At 66.9% G+C, this 13,262-nt stretch carries 10 protein-coding genes; 5 read left to right on the forward strand and 5 right to left on the reverse strand.

Going from position 1 to position 13,262, the window contains the following annotated elements:
• From benC to AC2JAJ_RS09260, 3 genes are read left to right on the forward strand one after another with little or no spacing between them, the layout of a single operon-like run.
• Positions 1-1,572: a benzoate 1,2-dioxygenase electron transfer component BenC gene (benC, locus tag AC2JAJ_RS09250; protein ID WP_501053455.1), complete on the forward strand. Its 1,572-nt coding sequence runs from the start codon at positions 1-3 to the stop codon at positions 1,570-1,572.
• On the forward strand, positions 1,572-2,399 hold the full coding sequence (locus tag AC2JAJ_RS09255; RefSeq protein ID WP_486416087.1) for a 1,6-dihydroxycyclohexa-2,4-diene-1-carboxylate dehydrogenase: 828 nt from the start codon (positions 1,572-1,574) through the stop codon (positions 2,397-2,399). The genes benC and AC2JAJ_RS09255 overlap by 1 nt, the downstream gene beginning before the upstream one ends.
• 59 nt (positions 2,400-2,458) lie before the next feature.
• Complete coding sequence (locus AC2JAJ_RS09260; protein WP_486416086.1) at positions 2,459-5,290, forward strand: AAA family ATPase; 2,832 nt, start codon at positions 2,459-2,461, stop codon at positions 5,288-5,290.
• 25 nt (positions 5,291-5,315) lie between these two features.
• On the opposite strand, the gene catC is transcribed toward AC2JAJ_RS09260, so the two are convergent.
• From catC to AC2JAJ_RS09280, 4 genes are all read right to left on the reverse strand, one after another.
• Positions 5,316-5,594: a muconolactone Delta-isomerase gene (catC, locus tag AC2JAJ_RS09265; protein ID WP_221387373.1), complete on the reverse strand. Its 279-nt coding sequence runs from the start codon at positions 5,592-5,594 to the stop codon at positions 5,316-5,318.
• A gap of 28 nt (positions 5,595-5,622) precedes the next feature.
• On the reverse strand, positions 5,623-6,723 hold the full coding sequence (locus AC2JAJ_RS09270) for a mandelate racemase/muconate lactonizing enzyme family protein (RefSeq protein ID WP_486416085.1): 1,101 nt from the start codon (positions 6,721-6,723) through the stop codon (positions 5,623-5,625).
• Positions 6,720-7,652, reverse strand: coding sequence for a LysR substrate-binding domain-containing protein (locus AC2JAJ_RS09275; protein WP_486416084.1), 933 nt, complete (start codon positions 7,650-7,652; stop codon positions 6,720-6,722). Before AC2JAJ_RS09275 ends, AC2JAJ_RS09270 begins: the two co-directional genes overlap by 4 nt.
• An 80-nt stretch (positions 7,653-7,732) precedes the next feature.
• Positions 7,733-9,034, reverse strand: a complete 1,302-nt coding sequence (locus tag AC2JAJ_RS09280; protein ID WP_486416083.1) for an MFS transporter — start codon at positions 9,032-9,034, stop codon at positions 7,733-7,735.
• 398 nt (positions 9,035-9,432) lie between these two features.
• Between AC2JAJ_RS09280 and AC2JAJ_RS09285 the strand changes: the two genes are divergently transcribed.
• Entirely contained in the window at positions 9,433-10,131 is a 699-nt protein-coding gene (locus AC2JAJ_RS09285; protein WP_486416082.1) for a maleylpyruvate isomerase family mycothiol-dependent enzyme, read from the forward strand.
• A 381-nt stretch (positions 10,132-10,512) separates the two neighbouring features.
• Positions 10,513-12,435, forward strand: coding sequence for a PxKF domain-containing protein (locus AC2JAJ_RS09290; protein ID WP_501053456.1), 1,923 nt, complete (start codon positions 10,513-10,515; stop codon positions 12,433-12,435).
• An 87-nt stretch (positions 12,436-12,522) separates the two neighbouring features.
• Here the strand turns inward: AC2JAJ_RS09290 and AC2JAJ_RS09295 are convergent, their stop codons facing one another.
• Positions 12,523-13,221 (reverse strand): type 1 glutamine amidotransferase domain-containing protein, encoded by a 699-nt coding sequence (locus AC2JAJ_RS09295; RefSeq protein ID WP_486416080.1) that lies wholly within the window; start codon positions 13,219-13,221, stop codon positions 12,523-12,525.
• Positions 13,222-13,262 lie beyond the last annotated feature (41 nt).

Raw genomic sequence — 13,262 nt, forward strand, 5'->3', positions numbered from 1 at the left:
ATGGGCCACAAAGTAGCCCTCAGCTTCGAAGACGGCGTCACCAAAGTCATCAAGGTCGGTGACTATGAGACCGTCATGGACGCCGCCTACAAGGCGCGCATCAACATCCCGTCGGACTGCCGCGACGGCGCCTGCGGCACGTGTAAGGCGTTCTGCGATTCCGGTTCCTTCGACCCCGGTGACTTCATCGACGACGCCATGACGGAGGAGGAGCTGGACAAGGGCTACCTGCTGACGTGCCAGGCCGTTCCGGAGTCCGACCTGGCCATCCAGATCCCGGCCACGTCGGAGTCAGCGAAGACGGCAGCGGCCAGCTTCAGCTCCACCATCAAGGAACTCAACCGGCACACCGACACCACCGTGTCCTTCACCCTGGAGGTGGACAACCGGGATGCGCTGGCCTTCCTCCCCGGACAGTACGTCAACCTCAAGGTCCCCGGCACCGACGCCGAGCGGTCCTACTCCTTCAGCAGCGGCCCCGAGGTCCAGGACGCCTCTTTCATGGTGCGTGTCACCCCGCAGGGCGCCATGTCCGAATACTTGCGCGACCGCGCCGCCGTGGGCGACTCCATCGAATTCACCGGCCCCTACGGATCATTCTTCCTCCGCGAGCCCAAGCGGCCCCTGCTGCTCCTGGCAGGCGGCACCGGGCTGGCCCCACTCCTGTCGATCCTGGAGAAGCTCTCCGAAAAGCCGCCCGCCGGCCCGGTCCACCTGATCTATGGGCTCACCCGGGAAGCGGACATCGTGGGCCTTGACTGGCTCCGGGCGTACGAGGCGAAGCTGCCCGGCTTCACCTGGGACTACATCGCCTCCGAGCCCGGCACCTCCGCCCCCCACACCGGCTACGTCACCCAGATCATCGAACCGAAGCACCTCAACGACGGTGACGTGGACATCTACCTCTGCGGCCCGCCGCCCATGGTCAACGCCGTCTCCAAGTGGCTGGACACCGAGGGCATCCAGCCCGCCAATTTCTACTTCGAGCGCTTCGCACCGAAGGAAACCACCGGAGGCGACGCCGAAACGGGTGCCCCGGCTCCGGTGGAAAAGATCCAGGCCGACGGCGACACCATGACCCGCGGGGAAGCGGTGTCCTCGCTGGAGACCGGCCGGCTGGATTTCCGCAAGGAGGACAGCTTCGCCCAGCTTGACGCCCGCATGGGCCTGGAGCTTGCGGTCAGCGAACTGCTGCTGGGAAGGCTCAGCGAGGAGCAGCTGCGCCAGTTCCGCCGCCTGGCCGAAGCCACCACCGGCTCGGTGCAGGACGGGAACATCACCGATCCCGACGAGTTTGCACGCACCAACGAGGAATTCCACGAGTACCTCTTCATGGTCTGTGACAACCCGATGCTCCTGGAGTCCTACCGGCGCTTGGACGTCCACGCCCAGATGGCCGCGGCCTTCGAAGCCGGCACGCCGATCTTCGAGCGCGTCACCCAGGACCACCTTGAGATAGTGAACGCCTTCGAACGCGGCGACAAGGACCACCTTCGCGCCGTCATCACAGCGCACGCCCATGATGCAAAGGAAACTATGGCACGTGCCATCGACGCCAAGGCTGCCCTCTGATGGCTGTACCGTACGCCGGACAATACGTGACCCCCGGCAGGTTCGGCGGCAAGGTCGCCGTCATTACCGGGGCTGCCCAGGGGATCGGGCAGAAGGTGGCGGAACGCATCGGCGCCGAAGGCGGCGCAGTGGTCCTGGTGGACCGCGCGGACCTGGTCCACGACATTGCCCGCAGCATCGGTGAGGCCGCCAGGACATCGGGCTCCCGCGGCTCGGCAACGTCGGTCACCGCGGACCTGGAGACCTTCGCCGGCGCCACCCAGGCCGTCAAGGCCGCGCTCGCGGCCCACGGGCGCGTGGACGTGCTGGTCAACAACGTGGGCGGCACCATCTGGGCCCGCCCCTACCAGGAGTACGACGAGGACAAGATCGAGAAGGAAATCCGCCGCTCGCTCTTTCCCACGCTCTGGACCTGCCGGGCAGTACTGCCGGTCATGATGGAGCAGGGCTCCGGCACGATCGTGAACGTCTCGTCTGTGGCCACCCGGGGGATGCACCGGGTGCCCTACGCAGCGGCGAAAGGCGGCGTCAATGCGCTGACCCAGTCGCTGGCCATGGAGGTTGCCGGGAACGGCATCCGCGTGGTGGCCACCGCCCCGGGTGGCACCGAGGCCCCGCCGCGCAAGGTCAAGCGCGGGCCGGAAGCCGAATCCGCCATCGAGAAGGACTGGTATCAGGCCATTGTCGACCAGACGGTGGACTCCTCGTTCATGAAGCGCTACGGCACCTTGGATGAGCAGGCGGCGCCCATCGTGTTTCTGGCGTCGGACGAGGCGTCCTATCTGACCGGGAGCATCCTTCCGGTGGCCGGCGGCGACCTGGGCTAGTGCATCCGGTGGATGCACGCCATGGGGGGCGCCCAGGCCGCTCCGGTAGGATTGCAGCCATGACGGCGGGCTCCACCCAGGGCGACACGGCTGAGGATTTCCCGCTGGCTGGCCGCGCCGGCGTCTTCGAGCAGCTGCTGGAAACCCTCCGGACCGTTCGCAAGGGCACGGTGGAAACGGTGGTCCTCACCGGGCCCTCCGGGTCCGGCAAGACCGCCCTCCTGGAGCTCTTCCTGGACCACTGCCGGACGTCAGCCCGCGGCGTCCGCGTGCTGTCCGCCATGGGGGACGACTGGGAGGCACAGTTCGCCCTCGCGGGCTATTCCCAGCTCATGCGGACCCTGCCACTGCGCACAGCGAAGGATTACGACGGCGGCCCGGCCAGGGAGGCGGGGCCGGTCGCCTCCTTGACACCCGCCCAGGTGATCAACTACGCCGCAACCCTCAGCACCCATCTCGAAGGACTGCAGACGCACGGCAGCGTGGTGGTCGCCGTCGACGACGTCCACAAACTCGACGTGGAAAGCCTGCGCATCCTCACCTTTGTCATGCGCAGGCTGCACGACAAACGGGTCCTGTTCCTGCTGACCCTCAACCCCATGGACGCCCCGCGCGTCCCCGCCGGGGTGCTCGACTTCCTCACCGGCCACCAGGTGGTCCGCATTCCGCTGGAACCCCTCTCGCCGCAGCAGGTCCAGGACGTGGCGCGGAGCCTGTTCGGCCTGGACCTCAGCGCGACGGCGGCCCACGGCCTGGTGGCGCACACCGGCGGGATTGCCCAGTCCATCGTGGAGCTGCTCCGCGAGCTGCCTCCGGAAACGTGGCAGTCGTGGTTCCCATCCCTGCGGCCCACCTCCAGGGTGCGCGCCAGGGTCCGCAGTGTCCTGGCTGCCGCGTCCCCTGCCTTGGTGGCCGCTGCGGAGGCCGCATCGGTGCTTGGCCCCGGCGCGGGCCTGGCAGAGGTGGCCCGGGTGGCTGGCCTGGAATCCGTCATGGCGGCACTCGACGAGGGGCACCGGGCCGGGTTGCTGGGACTGTCCGTGGACCAGTCCCGCTCCGCCGTCGTGTTCCTGGAACCCGGCGCGGCAGAGGCTGTGTACGAACAGATCGTCCCGAGCCGGCGCATTGCCCTGCACCGGGTAGCCGCCGAGGCCGTCCAGTCCGAGGGCGAACAGTTGGGCCACCGTGTAGCCGCCACCCCGGCCGCAGACGAAACCCTGGCCGCCGAGTTGGAAGAGTTCGCGCGGCGGCAGGCCACGGTTGGGGCGTGGCAGGATGCCTCCACCGCGCTGTTCTCCGCCTCGCGGCTGTCCCCCGACATCCGCGACCGCAACCTCCGGCTCCTCAGGGCCGTCGACGCCCTGGTTGGCTCCGGCAATGTGGCGCAGGCGCAGGCGTGGGCCGGGGCCGTAGATGCCCTGCCGCCGTCGCCCCTGCGCTCCTCGGTCCTGGGGTACCTGTCCACCGTGTCCGGCCAAAATGACAGCGCCGAAAGCCAACTGGAGATGGCCTGGCGCACCAGCAATCCACAGCACGAACCCGCCGCGGCGGCACAGGTAGCGCAGCGGTTCGTGCTGCACGGGGTGGCCTGCTGGGACGGCCCGATGATTACCGGCTGGGCCGAGCGGGCCATGGCGCTCACGGAGCCCGGAACCCCGGCGCACATCGAGTCGGAGGCCATCTACGGGTTGGGCCTCTATGCCCAGGGACGGATAGCGGACGCCGAGGCCTCCTACCAGCGGGCCTCCGCCCAGGCGGCCGAGAATGCCCAGAAGCAGCGGGTCCAGATGGGTGCCGGTTGGCTGGCCCTCCGCTTGGATAATGCGGAGTCGGCGCTGGTGAATTTTGAGTCGGCGGCCCCTACCGAGTACCGCGGCGGATCTCTGCGGATCTCCCTGTGGGCCGAGGCCTGGCTGGCCCGCACCCACCTTGTGCTGGGCGACTGGGATGCCGCCGCCGCAACTATCGCGCGGGCAAGCGTGCGGCTGGAGACTTCGCGGATGCCGCTGATCCGGCCGCTGCTGTATTGGACGGCGGCCGAGCTGTGGTCCATGCGGGGCGACTGGGACCGTGCGCGGTACTACGTCTCCCAGGCCGCGGTGCAGCCGGGCACCTACCGGGCCATGCAGGTCCCGGCCAGCCTGGCCCGCGCCCGTTTCCACGAGGCCCGGGCGGACTACGAAAGTGCGCTGGCCGCCCTGCAGCCCCTTGCGGACCTGGATCCCTGGACTGATCAGCGGGTGTCCTTCTGGCCGTGGCAGGACACCTACGTCAACGCGCTGGTCATGACCGACAAGCTCGATGAGGCCGAATCGTTCCTCGCCGCTTTCGAAGGAGTGCACCGCGAACGCGAAGTCCCTTCCGACCTGGCCCGCATGGCGTGGGCGAGGGGACGGCTGTTGGCCGCTCAGGGGGATCCGGACACGGCACGGGAACACTTCGAGGCGGCGCTGGGACACCTCCGGGGACTCAACCGCCCCTATCTGCGGGCACGGATAAGTTTCGCGTTCGGGCAAAGCATGCGCCGGGCGGGCAAGCGGCGCCTGGCCTCATCGGTGCTGCGCGCGGCCCGCGACCTGTATGACACCCTCGGCGCGGCCACGTACGTGGAACGGTGTGACCGCGAGCTGAAGGCAACGGGCCTGGACGTGGGGAACCTGCCGGACCCGGCCGATCCGGTGCTCTCCTCGGTGGGCAGCCACCATCTCCAGCTCACCGCGCAGGAACAGGCTGTCGCCGAACTGGTGGCTGCGGGCGCCACGAACAAGGAAGCCGCCCGGGCACTGTTCCTGGCCGAAAAGACGGTCCAGTACCACCTAACGCGGCTATACCGGAAGATGGGAATCCGGTCCCGCAGCGAACTCGCTGCCGCGTTCCGGGTCAAGGAGTGACCCGGAACGCCGCGGGGACTGCTGCCTACTTGACGTCAGAAGGGTGCTTGGCCAGCGGAACCACCGTGATGTCCATGTACGGGAACAGCGGAAGGTCTTGCAGGATCCCGTGCAGTTCGTCATTCGACTCGACGTCGAAGATGGAGTAGTTGGCATACTCGCCCACCACGCGCCAGATCTCGGGCCATTTGCCGGCACGCTGCAGCTCCTGGGAGTAGGCCTTCTCCCTGGCCTTGATTCCGGCGGCTTCTTCGGCAGGCATGCCGGCGGGCAGTTTGACGTCCATGTGAACCAGGTACTTCATCGATGGCCTCTCGGTGGAAGGGATATTGTCAGTTGGTGCGGTAGCGGGCGAGCTTGTCGTCGTCCACGTCCGTGCCCACGCCGGGACCTTCGGGAACGTGGATCTGGCCGCCCGTGATGGCCAGCGGCTGGGCCAGCAGGTCATCGGACATGTCCAGGAAGTTGGACAGCTCTGCAGCCCGTTTGGCGGTGTGGGCGAAGGCTGCGCCGAACACCACGGAGGCCACGGTGCCCACCTGGGTATCGATCTGGTTGCCGATGTAGACATCGATGCCCATGCCCTCGGCCATTCCCACGATCTTGGCGCCTTCGGTGAAGCCGGACCGGGCGGTCTTGACGGCCAGGAGGTTCGCCCCGCCGGTGAGGATTTCCCGGGCGGCCTCGCCGAGGTTGGCGGCGGACTCATCCGCGGCAATGGGGATGGGGGAGTTGGTGACCAGGCGGCGGCGGCCCAGGATCTCGCGGGCGTCGTCGGGCTCTTCGAGGAACTGCAGGCCAAGATCGGCGGTGCGCCGCAGCACCTCGGCAGCCTCGTTGGCAGTCCAGCCGCGGTTGGCGTCCATGTACAGCTCGGCGTCTTCGCCCAGGCCTTGCCGCAGCACCCTGGCGGCATCGATGTCGAGGTGCAGCGGACGGCGACCGGTCTTGAGCTTGAAGGTGTTGATGCCGTAGGTCTCCCGGAACTCCAGGGCCAGTTCAAGGAGTTCCTGGGCGGGCTTGAATCCGAGCATGTGGGATACCCGAAGGGAGTCTGTGTAGCCACCCAGCAGTTTGGTGACGGGCTGCCCCAGGGTCTTGCCGATGACGTCCCACACGGCGATGTCCACCGCGCCCTTGGCGGTCTGGTTGTGTACCGTCCGGGCCATGACCGCCTGGATCTTCTCCCGGTCAAAGATGTCAGTGCCTAGCAGTTGCGGGGCGAAGACGTCCTCAACCACCGCGACGATGGACTTCTGCGTTTCGCCGTAGGTGTAGGGGCGGGGTGGAGTGTCTGCAGTGCCTGCCAGGCCGTCATCGGTGTGGACGCGGACCAGGACATGGTCGGCCTCGTGAACGGACCCGGAAGCGAAATGGAGCGGGTGGCGGTACGGTATCGAGTACGGGATCGCCTCGATGGCTGCGATCTTCATGATGGGAGAAGCCTTTCATCAACAGGAGTGTGGGTAGCGGCAGGAGCTGACGCGTCAGACGTTGCCGTGGCCACGATGTCCAGGAAGTTTTGGAGGAGGGCCGAGCGGTGGCCGCGCAGCCAGGCGACGGCGAGTTCCACCGGAGGAGCATTGTCGATCTCCCGGTACGCGACCCCTTCAAGCTGGAAAGCGCGCACGCTGGACGGCATGACGGCGATGCCGCCGCCCGCGGCCACGAACGCCAGCATCGTGGAGGTCTCGCCCACCACCTGCGTGATCCGCGGCTGGAAGCCCGCCTGGCGGCAGAGGTCCGAGGTAATACGGTTCAGCACGGACTCAGGCGAGTAGGCGATGAAGTCCTGGTCCTGCAGTTCGTGCATGGCCACGGGCCGGTCCACCGCAAGGGCACTGAAGGAGGGAAGCGCGACGACGAGCGGTTCCTGGGTGACGACGCGGTAGTCGATCTCCTCGGACGCAACGGGGGGACGCAGCAGTGCCGCGTCCAGGGTCCCGTTCCGAAGGCCCGCTTCCATGGATGGCGTCAGCATTTCCCCGTTCAGCGCCAGCGACAAGCCTGGCAGGAGCTGTTTGCTGAGGCGCGCAATCCGGGGCATGACGCCGTAGGTCGCGGACCCCGAGAACCCCACCCGGAGGACGCCGGTGGCGCCCTTGCCCACCTGGTAGACATCTGCCCGGAGCGTTTCGACGTCGTTGACGATCTGGCGGCCGCGGTCCAGCAGGAGCTGCCCCGCCGCCGTCAGATCCACCCGGCGGGTGGTGCGGTTGAGAAGCTGGACGCCGAGCTGGTCCTCCAGCTGGCGGATCTGCTGCGAGAGGGGCGGCTGCGCCATGTGCAGGCGCTTGGCTGCCCTGCCGAAATGGCGCTCTTCCGCCACCGCAATGAAGTAGTTCAGCTGCCGGATCTCCATTGCGGTGCCGCCTCTCCAACCAATCGGGATGAGGCACAGCGCGGCCTCATTGATTCATAGAGTAACCCTAAAGGGCCGCACTAAGATACTTTTCCGACGTAATCGGGTTGTTCCAGGCCGACGTCCGCCGCCTTCTCCAGACGGTGCTGGCGCGGCACCAGGATGGTCACGGCGGCGCCGAGCAGGGCCACCGCCCCGTAGAGGTAGAAGGCTGTGGCCCCGCCGATGCCGGCGGCTGCCAGCCAGCCGCCGATGATCGGACCCAGTACGCCGCCGAGGCGGCCCACGCTGGCGCACCAGGCGACGCCGGCGGCCCGGGCATTGGTGGTGAAGTAGTTGGACTGGAAGCCGTAGACCAGCACCTGGGTTCCCAGCGTTCCCACGCCGGCGGTGGCGATGAAGGCGAAGAGCAGCGGCAGCGGGAAGCTGAACGTCATCAATCCCAGGGAAATGGTGGCGAGGGCAAACGTGGCAGCGATGACCCGCTGCGGTCCGTTCCGGTCCGCCATCCGGGACGCGGCCAGTCCGCCCACCACGGCGCCAAGGTTCAGGGCCAGCGGGAAGAACAGGGCATAGGTCCTGCCATATCCGTAGCCTTCCATGATCTTGGGCAACCAGGTGTTGAGGCCGTACGTCAGCAGGAGTCCGCAGAATGACATCAGGCCCAGCAGGATGGATGCGACGGCGAACTGGCGGGAGAAGACGGCGGCGAAGCCGGACTTCCGCGGCGCGGCACCAACCTGGCGGATCACCTGTTCCTCGGCGAGCGGTACCCCGGTGCGCCATGCAGCAGCCAGGGCTTCCTCTTCCCGGCCACAGGCCATCAGCCACCGCGGGGATTCCGGCAGCTTTCGCCACGCGATTGGCAGGATGACCAGGAGGGGCAGGGATCCAATGATGAAGAGCCCGCGCCAGCCGATGCTGTCCAGGAAGGCGATGCCCAGGACGGACGCCAGCACGCCGCCCGCGGGGACGCCGGAGTACACAATCGCGTTGTAGAATTGCCGCCGTCCCGCAGGGGCGAACTCGGCCATCGTGGCCCCGGCGCTGGCGATCACGACGCCCAGCCCCAGTCCGGTGGCAAACCGCAGGGCGCCGAAGGCGGCCACGTTTGTGGCCAGTGCGGTAGCAAACATGCCCAGGGAGAACCAGGCGATGCCCGCGAGCATCAGTCGGCGGCGGCCGAAGAAGTCCCCGATGGCCCCGCATGCCAGCGACCCCACCAGCACGCCGATCAGTGCCCAGGACCCGAGGAGCCCGGCGGTGGCCGCATCGAAGTGCCCTATTTGGCCGGCGTCCGCCAGCAGGCCGGGAAGGACCGTGCCATAGACCACCAGGTCATAGCCATCGAACAGGAGGGCCGCGCAAATTATGAAAGCCACCCAGTTGGCTGTGCGGGCTTCCTTCCCCGGATCTCCGGAGATCGTGGAATGTGGGTGGGGCAGCGTCATGGTCCCATGTCCTTTCGGGGGTGTATGTGAAGGCGTTGCGGCATCCGGAGGAATCCGGTCTGCGGCCTCGGCAACCCAGCCTGACAGGCAATGTGACGTGGAACATATGAGGCAAATGCCGGGTTTCCTGCCGGGGGTGCATTGGGCGGCATCCGCATATCAAAGGTGACGGCTGGCTCAATGAATCCAGCGGGGACAGGCCTCAACCACGCCAACGGAACCCCATTCCGGCGGTGGTTGGGGCGGTGTCTTAGTCCATATGCTGCCGGTATGAAACAGGGGTGCGATAACGATGGCCGGCGCCGTGGCGCCGCGGTTAGGCTGGCGTGATGATCAATCCAGCGCGCCTGCACGCAGACCTGTCCCGCCTGGGCCGGGAGACGGAAATGTTCCTGGCCACGGTCTCCTCCTTGTCCGATGATGAGTTGGCTGCTCCTTCGCTCTGTGAAGGGTGGACCCGTGCCCACGTCATCGCCCACGTCGCATCCAGTGGACGTGCCCTGGTGGGGCTGATCGACTGGGCCGACTCCGGGGAGGAACGCCAGCTCTACGCTTCCCGTGAAGCACGGTCGGAGGCTATCGCCGCCCTTGCTGCCCTGCCGCAGGAGGAACTCCTGGCTGAAGTCCGGGAATCGGCCGTTCAGTTCGCGGTTGAAGCCTCGCGGCTGACCGGGGACCTTGCGGCAACGGAAGTGCGGGTGGCTGGCCGGGAACTGCCGGCCACGTCCATCGTTGCGCTCCGGATTGCGGAGGTGGTGGTGCACCACCATGACCTGGACACTGCCTGGACCATCGAGGAGGCTGACCCGGATTCGCTGTTGAATGCCATCGAGGCCGTGGTGCGTGCGCTGCGTGCCAAGGGAGCGCCGGGGATGACGCTGGTGACCGAGGAACGCGATGAATGGGTCATCGGTGACGGCGGCCTGCGGGTGGAGTCTGACCGGGAGGGGCTTCTGAAGTGGCTGGCGCGCGGCGATGCCGGGGGTCTTGAGGCGACGGGCCCGGTGCCCGCACTGCCGGCCTGGTGAACGGACGACGTTCCCCGCCGGGTTCAGTTCGGACTTTTCCTTCCGTGCGCCGGTGACGGTTGCGTCGGACAGCACGGCCTCATACTTTGCCGACCCGCCGCCCAGCGGCCAGTCCGCCCACGCCACCGCCACGGATCCAGCAGAAAACGAGTACTCACGGAGGAAAGACAGGTGGTCATTACGCGTGTTCTCCGCCCATCCCCCAACTTACGGTGAAGTACGTTGCGGTCCGGGTGGGCCGTAAGCCATGAGGGAGGCATACACATGAATCATTCGCCAGGTGGGAAAACGACTGCTGGGGGGACGGGCCTGCTCAGGCGAACCAGCACCAAAACAGCCGCGGCGGTCGCGGTGGGAAGCCTGCTGCTGACAGGCGGTGGGGTGGCTTTCGCGGACGACATCTTCAACAACCTTGACGGCAGCATCGACTCAACCGCGGAGGTGCTGCCGCTGAACGCGGGCGGTGCGAACGGGACCACGACGCTCGCGGTCGCCCCCACGAACGACATCAAGAACGGTTGCAACCTGACGGGTTCCACAACGCTTTCGCTGAACCTCGCCTCCAGCAACACAGCCGTCGCTACCGTGTCACCTTCGAGCGTCACGTTCACATCCTGTGGGGACACGAAGACCCTGACCATCACACCGGTGGGGGCCGGTACTGCCACCGTGAGTGCCAGCCAGGTCAGCAACAACACCGGCGGCACCTTCAACCTCGCGCCCGCCACGTTCACCGTCAACGTGGCAGCCGCGGCACCTTCCAACACCGCGCCGGTCCTGAACATCACGGGGGTGACGGCGGGTGCTTCCTACGTCAAGGGATCAGTCCCAGCGGCTCTCTGCAGCGTTTCGGACACTGAAGACGGCGCCAGCACTTTCGGGGCAACGCTGAGCGCCATTTCGGGAACCGACGCGGCAGGCGGTGTCGGTTCCCAGACGGTTTCCTGCACCTACACGGACCAGGGCGGCCTCACCGCCAGCAGTTCCGTCACGTACAACATCACCGACGGGTCGGCCCCGGAGATCTCCTACACGCTGTCACCCGCCATCCCGGACGGTTCCAACGGCTGGTACAAGAGCCCGGTGGCCCTGCATTGGATCGTCACCGAACAGGATTCTCCCAGCACCCTGCAGCTGACCGGGTGCCAGGACCAGGACATCACCGCCGATCTCGTGGCAACCGACTTCAGCTGCTCCGCGAGCAGCTCCGGCGGAACTGCTGCCACCCAGACCGTGAACCTGGGGAAGGATGCAACAGCACCCACTGTCGCTGCAAGCGGCGGGACCGGCACCCAGGGCAACGACGGATGGTACCTCTCCGACGTCGAGGCCACCTTCACCGGAACCGACGCCACCTCCGGGCTGCTGGCGGCAACGCAGGCCGTGACCTCCTCCGGTGAGGGTGCCGCGGTTAAGGTAGACAGCCCGGCATTCACCGACATCGCCGGCAACACCACAGCCGCAGGTGCGATGACGCAGACCTTCAAGATCGACAAGACTGCGCCGTCCGTCGGCTACAGCAGTGCAGCGGGACTTGAAGGCACAAACGGCTGGTACCGCAGTGACGTGGTTGCCACTTTCACCGGCACCGACGCAACATCGGGGCCGGCCACGGCTACCCGGACGGCAACCACCGACGGTGAAGGCGAGGTTGAGGTCCTGAGCCCCGCGTTCAGCGACGTCGCCGGCAACACCACTGCCGCGGGTGCGGCGTCGCATACCTTCAAGATCGACAAGACTGCTCCGACCGTTTCCTTCGACTCCGTCGTCGCCGACAGCTACTTCGGCGCCACCGCCGCGAAACCCACCTGCACCGCATCGGACAGCGTTTCGGGCCTCGCGGGGAGCTGCGTGGTCGATGGCTACAGTTCTGCAGTTGGCCCGCACACCCTCACGGCAACGGCTAAAGACCTGGCTGGCAACACCACCACGGTGACGCAGTCCTACACGGTCAAGGCCTGGACGTTGAAGGGCTTCTACCAGCCGGTCGACATGAACGGTGTGCTGAACACGGTCAAGAACGGCAGCACCGTTCCGGCCAAGTTCGAGATCTTCGCAGGCGACACCGAACTGACCGATCCGGCCCTGGCCAAGTTCACTACGAAGCAGGTGACGTGCTCGCTCCTGAGCCCGGTGGACGACATTGAAACCACCGCCACGGGCAACACATCGCTGCGGTACGACGCCACCTCCGGCCAGTTCATCTACAACTGGAAGACGCCCACCGTGGCCGGCAGCTGCTACACGCTGACCATGACGGCGAACGACGGAAGCTCCATCAGTGCCAACTTCAAACTGAAGTAGCAGGCAGCGCGGCGCCCAACGTCGTGCGCCACAAGGGAGGGGACCAGCCCATGGCTGGTCCCCTCTTCTACTGCGTTGACGTCAAACTCAGGACAGTGCCTTGAGGACTTCCTTGGCCACGTCCTCGCTGGACTGGGGGTTCTGGCCGGTAATGAGGTTGCCGTCCCGCACCACGTTGGAGGACCAGGCAGCGGAGTTTTCGACGACGGCGCCCTTCTCCTTCAGCGCGTCCTCCACCATCCACGGCGTGTTCTCGCCGGTCCCGCCGCCCAGTTCCTCTTCGTTGCTGAAGACCGTGAGGCGGCGGCCCCTGAAAGGGAACCCGCCGTCGTCGGCCGTTGCGCTCAGCAGCCCGGCAGGGCCGTGGCAGAACGGCGCGATGACCTTGCCGGCGCCGTCAGCGGCCACCAGCAACCGGCCCAGGTCGGCGTCCTTGTAGAGATCGGCCATGGGGCCGTGGCCGCCGGGCATCACCACGGCGTCGTAGCCGGCAACGTCGACGTCGGCCAGGACCAGCGGGTGCGCCAGCTCGTTATCGATCTTGGCCAGGTAGTCCTTGAAGCCTTGCGCCCGCTCCTCGCCACCTGCCGACTCGGCCGCCAGGCTCACCTGGTCGACGGTGGGCTTCCTGCCGCCGGGAGTTGCGATGTGGACGGTGTTGCCGGCCCCGGCCAGGGTCTGGTGGGCCACCACCAGCTCTTCAGCCCAGTAGCCTGTGGGGTGTTCGCTGCCGTCCTTCATGGTGAGGGAATCCGCCGCCGAGACGACCATAAGGATGTTTGCCATAACTGTTTCTCCTGACTGTTGTTTCTCTGTCTTGCTCGTTC

It is taken from the genome of Arthrobacter sp. MOO21 (assembly GCF_057369995.2).